At 63.2% G+C, this 20,933-nt stretch carries 17 protein-coding genes; 7 read left to right on the top strand and 10 right to left on the bottom strand.

Annotation, left to right across the window (positions count from 1 at the left end; genetic code table 11):
* Positions 1–4: 4 nt before the first annotated feature.
* Positions 5–520, top strand: coding sequence for a single-stranded DNA-binding protein (locus BM70_RS0117475; RefSeq protein WP_003232445.1), 516 nt, complete (start codon positions 5–7; stop codon positions 518–520).
* Positions 521–587: 67 nt separating this feature from the next.
* On the opposite strand, the gene BM70_RS0117470 is transcribed toward BM70_RS0117475, so the two are convergent.
* Positions 588–1,496 carry a LysR family transcriptional regulator gene (locus BM70_RS0117470; RefSeq protein ID WP_025857200.1) on the bottom strand — a complete coding sequence of 303 codons (909 nt, stop codon included), beginning with the start codon at positions 1,494–1,496 and terminating at the stop codon, positions 588–590.
* A gap of 101 nt (positions 1,497–1,597) precedes the next feature.
* Here BM70_RS0117470 and tam point away from each other — a divergent pair, with 101 nt between their 5' ends.
* Positions 1,598–2,359 carry a trans-aconitate 2-methyltransferase gene (gene tam, locus BM70_RS0117465; RefSeq protein WP_025857199.1) on the top strand — a complete coding sequence of 254 codons (762 nt, stop codon included), beginning with the start codon at positions 1,598–1,600 and terminating at the stop codon, positions 2,357–2,359.
* A 33-nt stretch (positions 2,360–2,392) separates the two neighbouring features.
* On the opposite strand, the gene BM70_RS0117460 is transcribed toward tam, so the two are convergent.
* The gene (locus tag BM70_RS0117460; protein WP_025857198.1) at positions 2,393–2,944 is read right to left on the bottom strand and encodes a cysteine hydrolase family protein; all 552 of its coding nucleotides are present in this window, start codon (positions 2,942–2,944) and stop codon (positions 2,393–2,395) included.
* 96 nt (positions 2,945–3,040) lie between these two features.
* Here BM70_RS0117460 and BM70_RS0117455 point away from each other — a divergent pair, with 96 nt between their 5' ends.
* The 3 genes from BM70_RS0117455 (at position 3,041) to BM70_RS0117445 (ending at position 6,026) form a co-directional block, all read left to right on the top strand.
* Complete coding sequence (locus tag BM70_RS0117455; protein WP_025857197.1) at positions 3,041–4,000, top strand: GlxA family transcriptional regulator; 960 nt, start codon at positions 3,041–3,043, stop codon at positions 3,998–4,000.
* A gap of 171 nt (positions 4,001–4,171) precedes the next feature.
* On the top strand, positions 4,172–5,281 hold the full coding sequence (locus tag BM70_RS0117450; protein WP_025857196.1) for a DUF3182 family protein: 1,110 nt from the start codon (positions 4,172–4,174) through the stop codon (positions 5,279–5,281).
* A complete protein-coding gene (locus BM70_RS0117445; protein ID WP_025857195.1) occupies positions 5,271–6,026 on the top strand; it encodes a S9 family peptidase in 756 nt (251 codons plus the stop codon). The genes BM70_RS0117450 and BM70_RS0117445 overlap by 11 nt, the downstream gene beginning before the upstream one ends.
* Positions 6,027–6,115: 89 nt before the next feature.
* Here the strand turns inward: BM70_RS0117445 and BM70_RS0117440 are convergent, their stop codons facing one another.
* From BM70_RS0117440 to BM70_RS0117425, 4 genes are all read right to left on the bottom strand, one after another.
* Positions 6,116–7,072: a lysylphosphatidylglycerol synthase domain-containing protein gene (locus BM70_RS0117440; protein WP_025857194.1), complete on the bottom strand. Its 957-nt coding sequence runs from the start codon at positions 7,070–7,072 to the stop codon at positions 6,116–6,118.
* Complete coding sequence (clsB, locus tag BM70_RS0117435; protein ID WP_025857193.1) at positions 7,062–8,324, bottom strand: cardiolipin synthase ClsB; 1,263 nt, start codon at positions 8,322–8,324, stop codon at positions 7,062–7,064. The genes BM70_RS0117440 and clsB overlap by 11 nt, the downstream gene beginning before the upstream one ends.
* Positions 8,321–9,100, bottom strand: a complete 780-nt coding sequence (locus BM70_RS0117430) for an endonuclease/exonuclease/phosphatase family protein (protein ID WP_025857192.1) — start codon at positions 9,098–9,100, stop codon at positions 8,321–8,323. Before BM70_RS0117430 ends, clsB begins: the two co-directional genes overlap by 4 nt.
* Positions 9,101–9,311: 211 nt before the next feature.
* On the bottom strand, positions 9,312–10,514 hold the full coding sequence (locus BM70_RS0117425) for an MFS transporter (RefSeq protein ID WP_025857191.1): 1,203 nt from the start codon (positions 10,512–10,514) through the stop codon (positions 9,312–9,314).
* A 176-nt stretch (positions 10,515–10,690) separates the two neighbouring features.
* Here BM70_RS0117425 and BM70_RS0117420 point away from each other — a divergent pair, with 176 nt between their 5' ends.
* A complete protein-coding gene (locus tag BM70_RS0117420) occupies positions 10,691–12,796 on the top strand; it encodes a mechanosensitive ion channel family protein (protein WP_025857190.1) in 2,106 nt (701 codons plus the stop codon).
* Between the two features lie 113 nt (positions 12,797–12,909).
* Here the strand turns inward: BM70_RS0117420 and BM70_RS0117415 are convergent, their stop codons facing one another.
* The gene (locus tag BM70_RS0117415) at positions 12,910–17,169 is read right to left on the bottom strand and encodes a DEAD/DEAH box helicase (RefSeq protein WP_025857189.1); all 4,260 of its coding nucleotides are present in this window, start codon (positions 17,167–17,169) and stop codon (positions 12,910–12,912) included.
* A gap of 141 nt (positions 17,170–17,310) precedes the next feature.
* Between BM70_RS0117415 and BM70_RS0117410 the strand changes: the two genes are divergently transcribed.
* Complete coding sequence (locus BM70_RS0117410; protein WP_081782089.1) at positions 17,311–18,195, top strand: sugar nucleotide-binding protein; 885 nt, start codon at positions 17,311–17,313, stop codon at positions 18,193–18,195.
* Positions 18,196–18,349: 154 nt separating this feature from the next.
* Here the strand turns inward: BM70_RS0117410 and BM70_RS0117405 are convergent, their stop codons facing one another.
* From BM70_RS0117405 to BM70_RS0117395, 3 genes are all read right to left on the bottom strand, one after another.
* Complete coding sequence (locus tag BM70_RS0117405) at positions 18,350–19,048, bottom strand: OmpW family protein (protein ID WP_025857187.1); 699 nt, start codon at positions 19,046–19,048, stop codon at positions 18,350–18,352.
* 95 nt (positions 19,049–19,143) lie between these two features.
* Positions 19,144–19,656, bottom strand: coding sequence for a DUF3299 domain-containing protein (locus tag BM70_RS0117400; RefSeq protein ID WP_025857186.1), 513 nt, complete (start codon positions 19,654–19,656; stop codon positions 19,144–19,146).
* Between the two features lie 11 nt (positions 19,657–19,667).
* A complete protein-coding gene (locus BM70_RS0117395) occupies positions 19,668–20,933 on the bottom strand; it encodes an ABC transporter permease (protein WP_025857185.1) in 1,266 nt (421 codons plus the stop codon).

The following is a 20,933-nucleotide window of genomic DNA, read 5'->3' as shown; positions in this document are numbered from 1 at the left end:
CGTTATGGCCCGTGGGGTTAACAAAGTCATATTGGTCGGTACATGCGGCCAGGATCCCGAAGTTCGCTACTTGCCTAACGGTAACGCCGTGACCAACCTGAGTCTGGCGACCAGCGAACAGTGGACCGACAAGCAGACCGGCCAGAAGGTCGAGAAAACCGAATGGCACCGTGTGTCGATGTTCGGCAAGGTCGCAGAGATCGCCGGTGAGTACCTGCGCAAAGGTTCGCAGGTCTACATCGAAGGCAAACTGCAGACCCGCGAGTGGGAAAAAGACGGCATCAAGCGCTACACCACTGAAATCGTGGTCGACATGCAAGGCACCATGCAACTGCTGGGCGGCCGTCCACAGGGCGACCAACAGGGTCAGGGCGGCATGTCCAACTCGGCACCGCGTCCACAGCAGTCCCGTCCGCAGCCAAGCCAGCAGCCACAGCGTGAGTCGCGCCCAGCGCCACAACAGGCCGCGCCGCAGCCAGCTCCGGATTTCGACAGCTTTGATGACGATATCCCGTTCTAAGGTCCACGACCCTGAACGAACAAAACCCCCGATGGCTCATGCCACGGGGGTTTTTTATTGCCGGTGATCAAGCGTCGGTCGAGGCTGCCGTGACAACCATTGCCCGGAAACGCTGCAACACCGCCGAGCCATCCCCAATCCGCGTCGCCAAATGCAACGGCGCCACCAGGCTCCGGCACTCCGTCAGTTCCCGATAAACAATCCCGTCGCCGCGCAACCGCTGCATCGACGCCGGCACGATGGACACCCCAAGTCCCGCTGCCACCAGGCTCAATGTCGCGGTCATGCGTGGGGCTTCCTGTACCACCTGCGGGCTGAACCCCGCCTCGCGGCAGGCCACCAGAATCGCGTCATACAACCCCAGGCCCACGCGACGGCGATACAGCACGAAGGACTCGGTCGCCAATGCCGCCAAGGGCAGGGGTGATGCTGAATCGATTGCCAACGGGTGATCCGTCGGCAGCGCCAGCAACATGGGCTCCACCAGGATCGGTTCGTCCTGCAGCGATTGCGTTCCGCTGAGTGGCGAGCGGATAAACGCCGCGTCGAGTTTCTCGTGCAGCAACGCGTCCAGCAGTTCGCCGGTACCGGCTTCCTCCAGCACCACGGTGACGCCGACAAAGGTTTCGCGAAACCGCCGCAGCACACTCGGTACGAAGGGATGCAGCGCCGCCGAACTGGTGAAACCGATCGCCAGGCGCCCGCGCTCACCGCGTGCCGCGCGGCGAACCACCTCTGCAATCCCTTCGGCTTGGGCAAGAATGTCCCGCGCTTCGTCCAGTAAGGCGAGCCCGGCGGTAGTGGGGCGCACGCCACGGGGCAGACGCTCCATCAATACCACACCCAACTCGGCCTCCAGGCTTTGCAGCATGCGTGTCAACGGTGGTTGCTGCATGCCCAGGCGTTCGGCGGCACGGGTGATATAGCCTTCCTCGGCAATGGCCACGAAGGCCTTGAGTTGGCGAAGTTCCAGCATATGAATACTTTTCAGGTATGGGAGGGCTCCAATCCTGGCATTTGTTCTCATGGCTCACAAGAATTAGGCTGTAGCCAACCTCAAAAAGAAGGAAAGCCGTGATGACCTGGTCAGCCAAGCAGTACACGATGTTCGAACAGCAACGCACCCGTCCCGTCCGTGACCTGGTCGCGGCTATCCCGAATACTGAGGTGCGTACTGCCGTCGACCTGGGCTGCGGCCCCGGTAACTCCACCGAAGTCCTGGCCGAACGCTTCCCGCAGGCGCACGTGACTGGCATGGACAGCTCCGATGACATGCTGGTCGACGCCCGCAAGCGGCTGCCGGCGCTGAATTTTGAACTGGCGGATATCGCTGCGTGGAACCCGACGCAAGCCTTCGATGTGATCCTGGCCAATGCGTCGCTGCAGTGGCTGCCCGACCACGCAGCGCTGTACCCGCACCTGGTCCGCCAACTGACACCGGGCGGTACGCTGGCGGTGCAAACGCCGGACAACCTCGACGAGCCCGCCCACCGGCTTGCCCGCGAAGTCGCGGCGGACGGCCCATGGTCCGCCAGGATCGGCGCGGTCAAACACAATGAGCGCCACACCGCGAGTTACTACTACGAGCTGCTGAGTCAGCACTGCAGCACTGTCGATGTGTGGCGCACCATGTATTTGCATCCGCTGGCAGATCACGCGGCGGTGGTGGAGTGGTTCAAGGCTTCGGCGCTGAGGCCATTCCTCGCGCCTTTGAATGACGGCGAAAAAGCTGCCTTCCTACGGGAATACCAGGCGCGGATCAGCCAGGCTTATCCCGCGCTGGCCGATGGCACCGTGCTGTTGCCCTTTCCGCGCCTGTTCATCATTGCCACTGCGTAAGCCGTGATGATGCTATCGCTGGCAAGCCGGCGCCTACACGGGGGCGAGGAATTCATCGGTCGACACTACGGTTGCGTAGCCGAACGCCAGTGATGCCATATAAGCGTCATGCACCTGCGCCGCCGGGATCACCTTGCCCTTGAATTCCAGATCCCGGGTGGCGCACGCGTCATGGATCAGCGTGACCTTGTAGCCCAGGTCCGCCGACGCCCGCACCACCGCGTCGATGCACATGTGGCTCATGCTGCCGACCACCACCAGGTCCGTGATGCTGCGTTGTTCCAGCAGGGCGCGCAGGTTGGTCTCGCGGAACGCATTCACGAAGTGCTTGAGCACCACCGGCTCGTTGCCCTCGTTCAGCACTTTGCTATGCAGGTGCGCGCCCTCGGAGCCCGGTGTGAAGAACGGCGCATCCTCTGAGGTGAACTCATGGCGCACGTGAATCACCGCATCGCCCGCCTGGCGAAACGCCTGCAGCACCTGCGCGGCCTTGTCTGCCGCGGCGTCCACACCGTCAAGTGGCCACTTGCCCTGGGGGAAGTAGTCGTTCTGGATATCGATTAGGATGAGCGCTTGCTTGGCCATGTGTATTGCCTCGTGATGGGTTGATGGGGCCAGTATCTTAGCTGGCGCCTGCACCTGGGATTGGCTGCACCGACAATAACAGGGGGAAAACTGACAATGGTCGTTGTCGAGTTGGGCGTGTTGATCTACCAAGGTGCGCAGTTGGCGGCCGTGCATGGCTTGACCGACCTGTTCGGCGTGGCCAACCGCATCGCCGCCGAGCATCGATCCGCGCAGTTGCCGCTGCTGCGGGTCAGCCATTGGCAGGTGGATACCCGCGGCAAACCGGAGCGCGTATTCAGCAGTCATCCCGGCCCCGATCAGCCGATGATGGCCGTGCTGGTGCCGCCGTCGATTGGTGAGTTCACCGAAGACCAGGCGCCCCCTGCGCTGCTGGAATGGCTTCGCCAGCAACACGCAGCCGGTACGGTGCTGGGCGGCGTGTGTATTGGCTCGATCATGTTGGCGCGCAGCGGGTTGCTGGATGGCCGCAGCGCTACCACCCACTGGTCGTCCGCCAAATCCTTCGCCGCTCGCTACCCGGCCGTACGCCTGGAGGCGGATAAACCGATCGTCGATGACGGTGACCTGATCACCACCGCCGGCTTGATGGCCTGGTCTGAACTCGGCTTGCGCTTGGTGGACCGGCTGATGGGGCCAAGCATCGCGGCAGACACGGCGCGTTTCCTGGTGATCGAACACAGTGACAGCGCCAGCCAGTGCGGCAGCAACTTCGCGCCCATTCTCGGCCACGGTGACGCGGCCATCCTCAAGGTTCAGCACTGGCTGCAGGCCAGCGGCGCGGTGGATGTTTCCGTGGCGGCGATGGCCCAGGAGGCCGGCCTGGAGGAGCGTACGTTCCTGCGGCGTTTTCGCAGCGCCACCGGCTTGAAACCCACTGAATACTGCCAGCACCTGCGCGTGGGCAAGGCGCGGCAGATGCTCGAGTTCACCAACGGCACCATCGACCATATTGCCTGGACCGTGGGTTACCAGGACCCCAGCGCCTTCCGTGCCACCTTCAAGAAAATCACCGGCCTGACGCCCAGCGATTACCGCAGCCGTTTTGGCGTCTGAATCGTGCAGAACGCCGCGACGCCAACGGCATGTCGTGCAGAATGGGGCAGGCCAACTGCCATCGGTTTTTCGGCAACTGCTTGATTTAACAACCCTGCGTCCCGAAAGCGCCTTGGCCTGATCCCTGCAACCTTGCTTGCACACACATGGCGGTAAGGCCAAGGGGGACGCATGACCCCGACTCAACGCAAGAAGCTGGTCGTCGCTCACTCGTTGCGTGAGGGCGCGCCGCTGCATGAGATCGAAACCAATCGCGCCCTGGCGCGTTGGCTGGCGCAGATTCTTGGGCTCACATTCGGTGGCAGCTACGACCCCGACCTGCATGCAGGGCGCGCGCTGTACCTGCTGCCCACGCAAACCCTGGTCGGCCCGGACCAGGCGCGGGCGCTCAATATCAACGGCCTGGAGGACCTGTGGGGCGGGTACGTGGACCACGACTTTATCTGCACCAAAGCCATCAGCCACGGTTTGCTCGGACCTGAGGCCAAAGCGCCGGAAGGTTGGTCGGCATTGTTCTGCGAGCGTGTGCGAGACGTCGTGCTGGATGGCCTGAGCGTCTTCGCCCTGGAGGACGCACGGCCCGCCGCCACGCGCTTGCTCTACAGCGGGCCCGTCCGCTTGAAACCCGTGCACGCCTGCGCGGGCCGTGGGCAGGAAGTTATCCACAGCCTCGACGAACTCGACGCCGTGCTGGCGCGACCTGACGCCGCGAACGTGTTCAACCAAGGCGTGGTGCTGGAGCAAGACCTGCGCGACGTGGTCACCCACAGCGTCGGCCAGAGCTTTATCGGCGAATACGTGTTCAGTTACTGCGGTGAGCAATACCTGACGAAAGATGGGCAGGGTGAAGACGTCTACGGCGGCTCCAACCTGCTGGTGGTGCCGGGTGACTACGACGACTTGTTAACGCTCGACCTGGCCGACGATGTGCGCGAAGCCATCCAGCAAGCCCAGGTTTTCGACCATGCCGCCGATGAGGCTTACCCCGGCTTTTACGCCTCGCGGCGCAACTACGACATCGCCCAGGGCCTGGACAGCGACGGCCAGCGGCGCAGTGGCGTGCTTGAACAATCCTGGCGCATGGGCGGGGCGAGCAGTGCGGAAGTCGCGGCGCTGCAGAGTTTTATCAATAACCCCGGCTTGCGCGCGATCCATGTGTCCTCGGTGGAAACCTACGTGGACCAACCATTGCCGGCCGATGCCATCGAGGTGTATCGCGGCCCGGCGGAACACAGCGAGTTTCTTCTCAAGTACGTGACGGTTAAATCTTATGACGGCTAGAAGCGAAAGCATTGCGATCGATATCGACGACGAACAGATGAGCGGCACTTTCCTGAGCCCCAAATCCAAAGTGCCGGGCGTGTTGTTTGTGCACGGCTGGGGCGGTAGCCAGGAGCGCGACCTTGAACGCGCCAAAGGCATCGCCGGCCTTGGGTGCGTGTGCCTGACCTTCGACCTGCGCGGCCACGCCGGTACCGGCATTCCGTTGTCCCGCGTCACCCGTGAGGACAACCTGCGCGACCTCCTGGCGGCCTACGACCGGCTACTGTCCCACCCAGCCATCGACACTTCGGCGGTCGCCGTGGTGGGTACCAGCTACGGCGGTTACCTGGCGGCCATCCTCACTTCACTGCGCCCGGTGCGCTGGCTGGCGCTGCGCGTGCCGGCGCTGTACCGCGACCAGGAATGGCTCAAGCCCAAGCGCGATCTGGATAAAGCGGACTTGATGGATTATCGCAGCACGCTGGTCCACGCCGAAACCAACCGCGCCTTGCACGCGTGTTCGGCGTTTACCGGGGATGTGCTGATCGTCGAATCGGAAACCGATGATCATGTGCCCCACGCCACGATCATGAGTTACCGCGCGGCGTGCCAGCAGACGCACTCGCTGACCCATCGCATCATCGACGGTGCCGACCATTCCCTCAGCGATCCGGTGTCACAGCAGGCTTACACCTCAATCCTGGTGGATTGGATCACCGAGATGGTGGTGGGTGAGCGGTTGAGCATCATTCAATCTCAATAGGTGGGTGTGCTTTAGATTGTTATCGCCGGCAAGCTGGCTCCTATAGGGGCGCATTCCAACTGTAGGCGCTGGCTTGCCAACGATAGCGATCAAGCCGGTGTCTTCTTCACCCGCAACGCCTTGGCCTTGGCCTCCACACCGAGGTACATCACCAGCGCAATCAGCAACGGCACAATAAAATAGATGGCCCGATACGCAATCAACCCGGCCAGCAAACTGCCCCGCGACGCCTCATGCTGCAGCAGTGCGATAAACACCGCCTCCAGCACGCCCAGCCCGGCCGGAATATGGGTGAGCACCCCGGCAATCGCGCTGATCAGCAACACGCCCAGCACCAGCGGATAGTCCAGCTTGGCCGGCAGCAGGGTGAAGATCACCGCCGCCATCAGCGACCAGTTCAACGCGCCCAGCAGCAACTGCAGACATGCCATGCGCACCGACGGCAGGTTGATTTCCATGCCGCGAATGGTCCACGCACGCTTTTTCGAAAACTGGCAGGCCACCAGATAACCCAGGCTGGCCAGTACCAACAACGCGCCGATGCCCTGCAATGCCGTGGTGCTGACTTTCCAGCCCGGCGGCATGGTGACCAGGCCGCTGCTGAAAATCACCCCGGCGATCGCCATGTAGCCAAACCAGTTGGTGGCCAGGCTCAGGCCGAGGATCTTGGCGATATTGCTGGTGCTCACGCCCAGCCGCGAATACAGCCGATAACGCATGGCGATACCGCCGACCCACGCGCTCAGGTTGAGGTTGAATGCATAACTGATGATGCCCACCGGCAGGATCTGCTTCCACACCAGGTTCTGGCGAATGTAGGTGCGGCCGATCAGGTCGAAGCTGGCGTAGACGAGGAAGCTGCACAACGTCAGCGCGCTGGCGATCACCAAGGTGCGCACCTTGAAGTCGCCCAGGGTCTGCACCACTTCGCTCCAGTCGATGCGCCGCGCGAGTAGCGTGAACAGGACGATCAGCACCAGGAAGAACGCAATGGTCAGCGGTTTCTTCCAGCGCTTGAACCGCGAGGCTTTGGTTTCAGGCGTCATGGTGCTGGGCCTCAAACGGTTTGAGTCGCGGTTTGTGCGCCGGCAACCAGCCCGTCAGCGCCGGGAAGTGGCGCATCACATGGAACACCAGGAAACCCACGGTCAAGCGCCAGAGCCACAGGCGTGGCTTGCGGTTCTCGGGCATGGTCTGGCAATGGTTCTTTGCCAGGGTTTCCAGGCGTTCATACAGCTGTTGATTGAACGCACGGTCGCGAATCAACACGTTGGCTTCCAGGTTCAACGCCAGGCTCAACGGGTCCAGGTTGCTCGACCCCACGGTGCTCCAGTCATCATCCACCAGCGCCACCTTGCCGTGCAGCGGGCGCTGGCAATACTCGTGGATCACCACGCCATCCTTGAGCAGGTAGTCGTAGAGCATGCGCGCCGCCAGCTTGGCCAGCAGCACGTCGGGTTGGCCCTGCATGATCAACTGCACCTGCACGCCACGGCGCGCGGCGTTGCGGATTTCCCGCAGCAGGCGGTAGCCGGGGAAGAAGTAGGCATTGGCGATCACCACGCGTTTTTGCGCCTTGCTCAGCGCGTGGATGTAGGCTTCTTCGATGTCATCACGGTGCTGCACGTTGTCGCGGTAAATCAGGCGCACCTGGCCATCGCCGTTGTCGGCAGACCACAGCGATGGCCGTTGCTGGCGCCGCCGCCAGCCACGTCGCGTGCGTACCTGGCGGCCACTTTGTGCGAGGGCGAAATGATGCAGGTCCGCCACCGCCGGGCCAATCACCTGCACCGCGTAATCCTGCTTGGCTTCGGGACCGTAGTCTCCCAGGTGGTCGGCGGAAAAATTGATCCCGCCGATGAACGCCACTTCGGCGTCCACCACCACAATCTTGCGGTGCAAGCGGCGAAACCAATTGGTGCGAATGCCCAGTGTCTTGGCGGCCGGGTCGAACATCTGCACCGCCACCCCAGCCTCGGCCAACTCGCCGAGAAACGCCGGGCTCAGCTCGCCGCAACCAAAGCCATCCAGGCTCACCACTACCTTCACGCCGCGCTGCGCCGCCTCGATCAAAATGCCCTGCAGCTCATGGCCCACTTTGTCTTCGAAGAGGATGAACGTCTCCAGCAGGATCTCCCGACGGGCTTCGCGCAACGCGTCGAAGACCTTGGGGAAGTAGGCCTCGCCGTTCTCCAGCAACTCGACCTGGTTGCCGCTCTGCCAGCCGTAATCGAGGTCGCGGGCCTTGGCTTCGTCGGGCGGCTGATCGGTGGAAATATGCTCAATGGCGACGTTCATAGTTCGATCTCCACCGACAGCGGCACGTGGTCGGACAGATGGGACCAGGGCCGTGTCGTCAGCACCCGAGGTTCATGCACTTTCAGATTACGCACGTAGATCCGGTCCAGCGGCAGCAACGGCAGGCGCGCTGGAAAGGTGCGCGCGGGTTTGCCCTGCGTTTGGACGAACACTTCCTTCAGGCCGCTCTGGCTCAGGTCGGCCTTCTGTCGCCAGTCATTGAAATCGCCAGCGACAATCAGCGGCGCATCGGCCGGGATCTCGCTGATGCGCTGCTCGATCAGGCGCAATTGCTGTTGGCGATGCACCTCGCGCAAGCCCAGGTGAATACAGATCGCGTGCACCTCCTGGCCGGTGCCCGGCAGGCGCAGCACGCAATGCAGCAGGCCACGGCTTTCATGGCCACTTTGGGAAATATCAAGGTTGTCGTAGCGCACGATCTGGAATTTCGACAGCAGTGCATTGCCGTGGTCGCCGTGGGGGTAGACCGCATTGCGCCCGTAGGCGAACTGGGGCCAGATGCTGTCGGCGAGGAACTCGTATTGCGGCATGTTCGGCCAGTCGCTGAAGCGCTGGGGATGGCGCTCGTGAGTGCCGTGGATTTCCTGCAGGAACACCATGTCGGCGCCCACACTGCGCACTGCTTCACGCAACTCGGGCAGGATGAAGCGTCGATTCAGGGCGGTGAAACCCTTGTGGATATTGACCGTCAGCACCGTGAAGCGAGTGATGGCGACGCTGGGGGTGATGGGCACCCAGTCGGGGATCGCAGCCATGATTGCTCCTGTGAAAGAAGTGGGGGCCAGGCCCCCGTTTATGGCTGACTACGATTTTTGACCGAAAGTTTCCAGCTTCCTACAGACGGCATAAACCAACTGTGGGAGCGGGCTTGCCCGCGATTACGGCGTGTCAGTCGCTGAATGATTGACTGACCCACCGCATTCGCGGGCAAGCCCGCTCCCACACTGGTTCGATGGTGTGATCGAGTCAGTGCCCGGCCACGACCCGGCTCGACGACTCGGCATACACCGGCCCCAGCCGGTCAAGTCGGCCACTCCAGGCGGTCAGTGCCAATGCCACCAGCACCACCAGTCCACCGATCCACGCCGTATGGATCAACCCCATATGCGCGACGATCAAGCCACCGCCCCAGGCGCCACCGGCGATCCCCAGGTTGAACGCGGCGATATTCAGCCCAGAGGCCACATCCACCGCCTGCGGCGTGTGATGCTCGGCCTGACGCACCACATACACCTGCAGGCCCGGCACGTTGCCGAAGGCGACCGCACCCCACACCAGCACGGTGGCCAGGGCCAGCCATGGGTTGCCAGCGGTGAAGGTCAGCACGAACAACACGGCGGCGAGCAGGGCGAAGATGATTTTCAGCGCGCTGATCGGGCCGCGTTTGTCGGCCAGCTTGCCGCCCCAGATGTTCCCGGCCGCGACCGACACGCCGTACACCAGCAGCACCAGGCTCACGGTGCTGGCGCTGAAGCCGGAGATGTCTTGAAGGATCGGCGCCAGGAAGGTGAACGCGATAAACGAGCCGCCGTAGCCGATGGCCGTCATGGCGTATACCAGCAGCAAGCGCGGTTGTTTGAGCACTTGCAGTTGTTGCAGCAAGGACGCGGGTTTGCTGTGGGCGATGTTGTTCGGTACGTAGATCAGGCTGCCGATAAACGCGATCACACCCAGCGCCGAAACGGCGAGGAAGGTTTCACGCCAGCCGAAGTGCTGGCCGATAAACGTACCCAGTGGCACGCCGGTGACCAACGCCACGGTGAGGCCGGTGAACATGATCGCAATCGCACTGGCGGCTTTTTCCTTGGGCACCAGGCTGGTGGCGATGGTCGAGCCAATCGAGAAAAACACCCCGTGGGCCAGGCCGGTCACGATCCGCGCCAGCACCAGGGATTCATAGCTCGGTGCCTTCCAGGCCAGCAAGTTGCCGAGGGTGAACAGCACCATCAGCGACAGCAGCAGGAATTTGCGCGGCACCTTGCCGGTGAGGGCAGTGAGCACCGGGGCGCCAATGGCCACGCCCAGAGCATAGAGGCTGACCAGCAGGCCGGCCGACGGCAGGTCGGCGCCAAGGTCGGCGCCAATGGTGGGAAGCAAGCCAACGATGACGAACTCGGTCGTCCCGATGGCGAAAGCGCTGAGGGTCAGCGCGAGCAAGGCAATGGGCATGGCTGCAACTCCGGTGGGTTTCAATCAGGGGCGCAGTGTCGGGTGTTGGCTGTTGCGGAAAAAGCCAGGGATTGGCATTTGATATTTGCCTGCAAGTCAAAGATGCCGCAAAAGGGGAACGATCAAGGCTCAAACCCGTCAGTTCCTTACAGACCCTTTTGAAGGAGCCCGGTGTTTTGCTGAATCCCAAGACTGCATTACTGCTCGGCGCGCTGCTGTTTTGCGGCAGCGGCGCATTGCAAGCCGCGGCCACCGCGCCTGAACCCGAAGCGCCGGCCAAGCCGGAGTTGCTGGTGGAGGGCGGCCTTCTCGGGGCAATCAGCTCCAGCATTGATGATGTGCAGGAAAAGCTCGACCTCAACCAGAACCTTTTCGACGCCTGGCGCCTGCGCGCCGACCGTGCGGCCGATGAAGTGGGGCGCCTGGTCGACCAGACCGCCGAGCGCTCGCCGTGGAGCATCGCCGGGAACTTCCTGTTGCTGTCGGGCGTGTGGATCGGCGCCTTTACTGTGCTCACATTGCTCGGGCGTTTTGTCGTACAGCGCTTGAGCCGACGCGCCTTCATCGCGCAGCGTGAGCGGTTGCAGGCGGTGCTCGGCTATGTGGTGCCCTACACGCTTCCCGCGCTGATCTGCCTGCCGCTGACCCTGTATGTCAGTCACTTTTTACCCACCTCCGTGGGCCGTGCGCTGGCGCTGTGTTTTGCCTATGCAACCAGCAGCGGCATCTTTTCCACGTCGATGCTGTTGTGCGTCATTGTCATGTTCAATGTCGGCCACAAACGCCCGGCGGTGCAGATCATTCGTGACTACTGCCCCAAGCCGCTATTCCTGATCGGTTTCCTCGCCGCCCTCAGCGACGCCCTGACCAGCCCGCAGATAGCCCGTCAGCTCGGCGGCAATATCACCAGCAGCATCGCCGTGTTTACCGGGCTGTTCGCGGCGGTGATCTTCGGCGTGCTGGTGATACGCCTGCGCCGGCCGGTGGCCCACCTGATCCGTAATCGGCCGTTGGCCCAACGTCTCAAGCACCCGGCGCTGCAGCAATCGCTGCGGGTGTTTTCCGGGCTGTGGTACTGGCCGATTCTGTTGATGGTGTTGGTCTCGGCGATCAACCTGATCGGCGCCGGCGACGATAACCAGAAGGCCCTGCGTTGCGCGCTGTTCACCACGATCCTGCTGATTGGCACGGTGTTCCTGAGCACGGTGCTGCAACACCTGTTCAAGTCCCGCAGCCAGGTCGCGATCCAGCGCAGCAGTGCCTACAAGGAACGCTTCCTCAGCCTGTTGCACGCGATCCTGCGCATCGTCATGGCCATCGCGTTTATCGAAATACTCGGGCGGATCTGGGGCGTGTCGCTGTTCGAGTTTGCCCAGCGTAATTCGGTGGGCCGGGCGATCAGCGACTCCCTCAGCAGCATCGGCCTGATCCTGCTGATGACCTGGCTGTTCTGGGTGGTGCTCGACACGGCCATCCAGGAAGCATTGAAACCACCGGTCAATAAACGCTCCAGCCGTCAGCCCAGCACGCGGGTCAAGACCATCCTGCCGCTGTTGCGCAATGCGGTGAAAATCATCCTGGTGGTGATCTGCGCGATCACTACCATGGCCAACCTCGGAATCAACGTCGCGCCGCTGCTGGCGGGTGCCGGGGTGGTCGGCCTGGCCATCGGTTTCGGTTCACAGCAACTGGTGCAGGACGTGATCACCGGCCTGTTCATCATCATCGAAGACACCCTGTCCATCGGCGACTGGGTGGTGCTCGACTCCGGCCACGCCGGTACCGTCGAAGGCCTGACCATCCGAACCCTGCGCCTGCGCGATGGCAAGGGCTTTGTGCATTCGGTGCCGTTCGGGCAGATCAAGGCGGTCACCAACCAGTCGCGGCAATTCGCCTATGCGTTCTTCTCGGTGCAATTCACCTACGACACGGATGTGGACAAGGCGGTGGAGCTGATCCGCGAGGCGGGGCAATCGATCCGTGATGACGTGTTCCTCAAGTACAACCTGCAAGGGCCGCTTGAGGTGTTTGGCGTCGACAAGATGGACCTCAACGGCGTGGTACTCACCGCGCAGTTCCGCACCGTATCGGGTGGGCAGTATGCGGTGAGCCGCGCGTTCAACCAGCGCTTGAAAAAGCTTGTGGATAACTGTGGTGAGGTGCACTTCGCGCAGACTTATCCACAGCAGGTGCTGTTGCCCAAGCGCACGCCGCAGGTGGATGAACCGGATGAGGAGTTGCCGGCGTCGGTGGTGTTGACGGAGCAGCCCAGGCCTCAATAAGTGATGTTGACGGTTGAGGCCTCATCGCAGGCAAGCCAGCTCCCACACTTGGAATGCACTCCCATGTGTGAGCCGGGCTTGCCCGCGATGAGGGCAGCAGGGTCAATACAGGCTCAATGCCTGATCAATTTTTCCTGAACCGCCTGCTGATCCACCTCCAGCAACACCTGTTGCTTGCCCGCCACCATCACCGCTGCCGGCAACCCATCCCGGTACACAACTCGATTGCCACTCACTGCCGGCACCTTGCTGCCTGGCAACAGCGTGCCCACCAGGTTCAACGGGTCCGCGCCACATACTGCAATCAAACTCCCATCATGGGGCCGACGCCGCACTTCACGCAGCAATGGAATCGCCTCCGGCAACGCAAATTGCTCCCCCGCCAAGCCACTCACAAACCGCCCGCCACGGATCTCCCCGCGCGCTTCCAGGCGGTGAAAGGTGCGAAGCAGTTCGCGCCAACTCGGCAGCCATTCTGCCTCGCGCTCCAGCAGGCGCCAGAACACCACGCCATAGCGGCGCAGCAGGGTCATCGCCACATGCTCCAGGGTTTCGGCCGAGTGCGGGCCGGCGGCGGTCGACGGGCGCCGGACCAGCGCCCAGCGACCCGCATCGTCCATACCGCCCACAAACGCCCCGCGCCCACGCCGGCTACTGCGCGCTTGGCGTTTACTGGCGGGGGTGGTCAGGGCGCGCAGGCCGGCGAAGCTGTCGGCGTTCACCAACCCGGCGCCTACCAGTTCCTGCAAGGCGGTTTCCAGTTCACTGCGCAGCAAGTGGGCTTCGTGCACCAGTTCATCAAAAAATAGCGCGCCGTGATCGCGCAGGGCCTGGTGCACCTTCTGCGCCTTGGGCGACAGCGTGGTGGCGTCGGTGAGTTCGGTCAGTCCGCTCCACAGTCCCACCTGGCTGCGTGGCAGTAACACCACCGGTGTGCTGCGCAACGCCAGGGCGCTGGGCTTGTTGCTCAAGCGCGTCCACACCAGTTTGCCGCTGCGGCACAGTTCGTCGAGCCAGGTGGAGGAATAGTCCTTGAGGCGTGCACTGAGTAGGTCGCTGTCCCAGGCGGACGTGGCGGCGGCATAGCCTTCGAACTGCCCGACGATCTGCGGCAACATCGCGCTGCCCTGGCCACGGGTGCCGTCGGACAGGTGCTGCCAATCGAACAGGAATCGCATGAAGTCCTGCAACGCCACCGGCTCGATTTCCCGGCGCAGGCGCTTGACCGTGTAACGATGGATGCGCGCCAGCAGGTGGCGTTCGCACCATTGCTCTTGCGTGGCGCCAGGGCTGAAAAGTCCGCGCAGCACGTAACCTTCCTGCTCCAGGCGGGCCAGTGCCTGGGTGACATCCGCGACCGGCAAGGCCAGGGGTGCGGCGATCTCGATCAGGCTCAGTGGGCCGAACCCACCGAGGCGCGCGCGCAGTAGTTCCGCTACGGCATCGTCGTAGGTCCAGGGCTCATCGAACCCGGGCAGCAACGGCAAGTTGCCGGAATAGATCGTCTGCACACAACTCAGGCGTTCGACGGCGACCCACAGGCTGGTGTGTAGGTGAGTGTGCAGTTGATAGGCGCGGCCACCCTTGGCCAGGGCCTGCAGCCACGGCGTCCATTGCGGCGCGACTTCGCTGTCGGCGATGCACGCCAGGCTCATCAACGCCTCATGCATTTCATCCGGCCCGTTGGGCGCCGGCCAGGCTTCTTCGCGCACGCCGGCGATGGCATCCACATCCAGCGCGCCGAGGTCGTCAGTGCTCTGCGGGTCGCTCCAGCGCCGGTTGAGCACGGCCTGGGTGCGACGTTCTTCCAGTGGGGCATCGTCGAGGAAGGTGTAGGGCCGCGCACTGAGAATTTCCGCGGCCATGGGCGAAGGCGCGGGCAGGTCGCGGCTGATCAGGCGTACGTCGCCGCGCTCCATGCGCCGCAGCAGGGCCAGCCAGGCGTCGCTGTCCATGGCTTCGTGCAGGCAGTCATCGAGGGTTTGCTCCACCAATGGATGCTCGGGCACTTCGCGCTCGCCAGCGAGGTTTTCCAGGCAGGCGATCTGGTCGGGGAACACACTGGCGATCAGGTCTTCGCTTTTCATGCGCTGGATCTGCGGCGCGACCTTGCGCCCGCCTGTATAGCGCGGCAACGCCAGCGCCACACCGGCATTCCAGCGCCAACGCACGCCGAACAGCGGCGCATCCAGCACGGCCTGGATCAGGATATGTTCGGCGCTGTGGCTGTTGAGGTAGCGCCACACTTCATCCAGCTCGAAACTGTGGCTGGTGGACAGCGACAGCACGATCGCATTTTCACTGGCCGCCGCCTGCAATTCGAAATTGAACGTGCGGCAGAATCGCTTGCGCAGGGCCAGGCCCCAGGCGCGGTTGACACGACTGCCGAACGGCGTGTGGATGATCAATTGCGTGCCGCCGGATGCGTCGAAGAACCGCTCCATGATCAACGTGTCCTGGGACGGCAACGCACTCAGGGCCAGGCGTGCGCGGGCCAGGTAATCGAGGATCTGCTCGGCGCTGGCGCGGTTCAGGCCGAGGGTGCCGATGAGCCAATCCTGTGCGGCGTGCAGGTCGCCCGGCGTGGCGCTGAGCAGCGCGTCCAATTGGCCCTGGAGGCGCGCTACCGCCGCTGACAGTTCGTTGCTGCGCCCCGGCGCTTCACCGAGCCAGAAGGGAATGGTCGGCGGCTGGCCATGGGCGTCCTCGACCCGCACTTTGCCGGCTTCGACCCGCAGGATTCTGTAGGACGTATTACCGAGCTGGAAGATATCCCCGGCGATGCTTTCCACCGCGAAGTCTTCGTTGACGCTGCCGATGTTCAGGCCCTGGGGTTCGAGCAACACGCTGTAGTCGGCATTGTCGGGGATGGTGCCGCCGCTGGTCACGGCGGTCAACTTGGCGCCCCGCCGGCCGCGCAGGGTGCGCGTCAGGGCGTCGCGGTGCAGGTAGGCGCTGCGGATGCCCTGGCGACCGTTGTAGCCGTCGGCGAGCATCTGCAGCAGCGCCTGGTAGTGGCGCTCATCCAGCGTGGCGTAGGGCGCGGCGCGGTGGATAAGTGCCAGCAAGGCCTGCTCGGACCATTCCTGGGCGCTGACCTCGGCGATGATCTGCTGGGCCAGTACATCCAGCGGCGCCACGGGAATGTGCAGTGTGTCGAGTTCGCCCCGGCGCACGCAGTCGAGCAGGGCGGCGCATTCGATCAGGTCGTCGCGGGTGGTGGCGAACAGGCGCCCCTTGGGCGTGCCGCCAACCTGGTGGCCGGAGCGGCCGACTCTTTGCAGAAAACCATTGATGGAGCCGGGCGAGCCAATCTGACAGACCAGATCCACATCGCCGATATCAATCCCCAACTCCAGCGACGCGGTGGCGATCAACACTTGCAGCTCGCCACCCTTGAGGCGCTGCTCGGCGTCCAGGCGCATTTCCTTGGCCAGGCTGCCGTGGTGGGCGGCCACCGCGGCCTTGCCCAAGCGCTCGCTCAAATGCCGGGCCAGGCGTTCGGCCAGGCGCCGGGTGTTGACGAACACCAGCGTGGTGCGGTGTTCGCGGGCCAGTTCGGCAAGGCGGTCGTAGACCCGCTCCCACACATCGTTGGCCATCACCGCCGAGAGCGGCACGGGCGGTACTTCGATATCCAGGTCACGCGGGCGGGCGTGGCCGATATCCACAATCGCGCACGCCCGGCCACTGCCGACCAGGAATCGCGACACCGCGTCGATGGGCTTTTGCGTGGCCGACAAGCCGATGCGCACCAGCGGCTCGGCGCACAGGCCTTGCAGGCGCTCCAGGCTCAAGGCCAGGTGGCTGCCCCGTTTGCCGGCGGCGATGGCGTGGATTTCGTCGACGATCACCGTGCGCGTGCTGGCGAGCATCTGTCGGCCGGAATCCGAACCCAGCAGCACGTAGAGCGATTCCGGGGTGGTCACCAGGACATGCGGCGGGCGCTTGCGCATCTGCGCACGGTCTTTTTGCGGGGTGTCGCCGGTGCGCACGGCGGTGCGGATGACCAGCGGCGGCAGGCCGAGGTTCTGCAAGTGCTCAGTGATCCCGGCGAGCGGGTTTTGCAGGTTGATCTGGATGTCGTTGGACAGCGCCTTGAGCGGCGACACGTAGACCACCAGGGTTTCATCCGGCAGCTCACCGCCGTTGGCCAGGCCATGGTGGACCAGGTCATCCAGTACCGCCAGGAACGCCGTGAGGGTCTTGCCGGAGCCGGTGGGCGCGGCGATCAGGGTTGACTGGCGTTGGCGGATCAGCGGCCACGCCTGGGCCTGGGCGCCCGTCACCGAAGGGAAGGTGCTGCGGAACCAGGTGCTGACGGCGGGGTGGAAGCCGTCCAGGGCCGTGTCCGTGGATTCAGGAAGGTTCATGACTTCAGTTATGCGGCCGGCTACAACAAGTTGCAACCCCGCACTTTATCCGTGACGGTTGCGCTACAAACCCGCAAAATGCAACGATTCTGACAAATACCTAATAACCATCGTTCCATACAGACCGGGCCTGCTCAATCTATGCGAATGCGCCTTATGTTACTGGGCGGCGGGAATGCCCTCGGGCAGGCGCTGATTCGCCTCGGTGCAGAGGAAGACATCGGTTTCCTCGCCCCCAAACCGCCCACAGACGGCTGGGATGCCGCGAGCCTTACGCAATTGCTCGACGACACCCGTCCCGATGCGTTGATCAATCTCGCCTACTATTTCGACTGGTTCCAGGCGGAAGGGGTCAGCGAAACCCGCCTGGCTGCCCAGGAGTTCGCCATCGAACGCCTGGCCGAACTGTGTCAACACCACAACATCACCTTGCTGCAACCGTCCAGCTACCGCGTGTTCGATGGCTCCCGTGCCACCGCCTACAGCGAAAAAGACGAGCCGGTGCCCCTGGGCCTGCGCGGCCAGGCGTTGTGGCGAATCGAACAGAGCGTGCGCGCCACCTGCCCGCAACATGTGTTGCTGAGGTTCGGCTGGCTGCTGGATGACAGCGTCGACGGCACCCTCGGGCGCTTTCTGGCGCGGGCGGAGAAATCGGATGAGTTGCTGATGGCCGACGACCGTCGCGGCAACCCGACACCGGTGGATGATGCGGCGCGGGTGATCATCTCGGTGCTCAAGCAGCTCGATTGTGCGGCGCCGCTATGGGGCACCTATCATTACGCCGGCCATGAGGCGACCACACCGTTGGCGCTGGGCCAGGCGATTCTCACCGAAGCGCGCAACTTTCACCCGCTGGCGATCGAATCCCCCACGGCCCAGGCCCACGCGGCCCGGCCGGATGCCAGTGAAGAACCGCAACACGCGGTGCTTGCCTGCAAGAAAATCCTCCACACCTTCGGCATCAAGCCACGGGCGTGGCGGGCGGGGTTGCCGGCGCTGCTGGACCGTTACTACCGCCATACCTGAAGAAACATAGAACCAAAATATGGGAGCGGGCTCGTGTGGGAGCTGGCTTGCCTGCGATAGCATCGGCTCGGTGCAACTGATACACCGAGGCGCCTGCATCGCGGGCAAGCCCGCTCCCACACAAGCCCGCTCCCACAGGGTTGTGCAGTGTTGGTTAGAACTTGTAGCCGATACCCACCATGTAGACCATCGGGTCTACGTCCACATTGACCTTGGCGCGAGTGCCTTGGCCCAGCGCATTGTTATCCACAGTCGCCTTGGTGCTGATGTCGATGTAGCGCGCCTGGGCGTTGATCATCCACTTGTCGTTGATCATGTAGTCGGCACCGATCTGTGCGGCCCAGCCCCACGAGTTTTCGGCCTTGAAGTTGCTGAAACCCGCGTCGGAGGCACGGCTGCCGACGTGTTCGTCATAGATCCAGGTGTAGTTGATGCCCGCGCCCACGTACGGCTGGAAGGCCGACTTGTTGTCCAGCGGGTAGTACACGACGCTCAGGGTCGGCGGCAGGTGTTTCAGGGTGCCGAGCTTGCCATTGGCGGCGCCGAGAGCGGTGTTCTTGATCTTCACGTCATGCTCGAACGGTGTGGCGGCCAGCAGTTCGATACCGACGTGGTTGGTCAGCATGTAGGCGAAGTTCAAGCCCAATTGGGTGTCGCTGCTCATGGTCGCCTTGCCGCCCAGGTTGGCGCCGGCCAACGGGCCCTGGTCAACCTTGACGCTGCCGCTGTCCGCCTTCGGGTTCACGGTGATTGCACCGGCACGAATCAGAATGTCGCCCGCTTCGTGAGCGTGGACGGCAGGGGCGGCGAGGGTGAGCGCGAAGAGGGACGCGCCGAGCAGAGACTTGTTCATGGGAGCTCCAAAAGGACGTTTAAAAGTTGTACGTCCAATGGTAAAGATCGTTCCGCTCGATCTTTTGACTCAGCTCAATGAAAGGTCGATCAGCGTTATTCCGGCAGTTCGTACATGTAAATCTTCTCGGCATCCATCTGGTAGCCGGCGTCGGCCAACTCGCTGGTGGACGGTTTGACCTGCATCGCGCCTTCGATCCAGTACGGCTGATACAACTCATCGAGCTTCACGCCGATTTCGCTTTTGACATGCACGATCTGGTTCGACGGTGGCGGCGGCACGTGGATGCACGCGCCGAAATACGGCACCAGCAGAAACTCGGTGGTACGGCCTTCTTCGCTGACTTCCAGCGGCACGATGTACCCCGGCAAGCGAATGTGCTGGCCGTCGAGGCTCTGCACCACCGGCGCGTTGGGCAGGTCCTGCTTGGCTGCGGGCGCCGATTCCAGGGCATCCGCCATGCTGGAGAGAGTGTGCAGTGGTTGCATATTCGGCACTTCTGGCGGGGCATCCGGCGGTATCAGCTCCGACCACGTCAGCTCTTTAGGCTCGGCTGCCCAGGTGGGCAGGGCAATCAGCAGCAACAGTGCAAACAGGACGCGACGCATCAAGACCTTCCTCATAAACGTATGGACAGGCCATCGGCCAATGATTGGCGATAGGCTCGCCAGGCCGGCACGCTGCCCATCAACAGCGCTGCTGCGAGGATACCGGCCAGCAGCGTCCATTCATATTCGCTCGGCCACGACATCGGCAGGTCCAGGCCGTAGTTGGCCTGCAGATACCCGCGCGACGCGGCGATGCACACATACAGCAAACCTACGCCGGCGATGACACCGGACAGCGCCAGGGCGAAGGCCTCGAAGATCAGCAAGGTCGCGATATGCCATGGACGCGCGCCCACCGAACGCAGGATCGCCATTTCGCGGCGGCGTTCGTTGAGGCTGGTGAGGATCGCCGTGAGCATGCCGATCAGGCCGGTGAGCACCACGAACAGCGAGATCACGAACAGCGCTTTTTCGGCGGTGCCCATCATGCTCCACAGTTCTTGCAGCGCCACGCCGGGCAGGATCGCCAGCATCGGCTCGCCACGGAATTCGTTGATCTCGCGTTGCAGGGCGAAGGTGGAAATCTTGTTGTTCAGGCCGAGCATGAAGGCGGTGATGGCTTGTGGCGTCAGGTCCATGTTGCGGGCCTGATCGGCGCTGATACGGCCTTTGCCCTGTGCCGGCACGCCGTTGTGCCAGTCGATATGGATCGCTTCCATGCCGCCGAGGCTGATATGCAGCGTGCGGTCCACGGGCGTGCCGGTGCGCTTGAGAATGCCGACCACGGTGAACGGTTTGTCATCGTGTTTCACCAGGCTGACCACCGCCACGCCATGGGCCAGTACCAGTTTGTCGCCGAGTTTGTAGTGCAACGCGTCAGCCACTTCGGCGCCCAGCACCACTTCGAACGGGTCGGTGGCAAAGGCGCGGCCGCTGGCCAGTTCGAGGTTTTGCTTGCGGCCGTATTGGTAATGCTCGAAGTAGGACTCGTTGGTGCCCATCACGCGGTAGCCGCGATGGGAGTCGCCGAGGGAAATCGGGATCGCCCATTTCACCTGGGGGCTGGCGGCGAAGTGCTCGTAGCTGTCCCAGCGGATGTTGTTGGTGGCGTTGCCGATGCGGAACACCGAGTACAGCAACAGGTTCACCGAGCCCGAGCGGGCGCCGACGATCAGGTCGGTGCCGCTGATGGTGCTGGCAAAACTGTTGCGCGCCTCGGTGCGCACGCGTTCCACCGCGAGCAACAAGCAGACTGAAAGCGCGATGGCGAAGGCGGTGAGGATCGCGGTAAAGCGGCGGTTAGCCAGGCTGGCCATGGCTAGACGGAACAGATACAT

This window comes from Pseudomonas sp. CHM02, assembly GCF_000612585.1.
GTDB lineage: Bacteria > Pseudomonadota > Gammaproteobacteria > Pseudomonadales > Pseudomonadaceae > Aquipseudomonas.
Note: the sequence above shows the minus strand (reverse complement) of the source record. Positions and strands in the feature narration are given on the sequence as shown.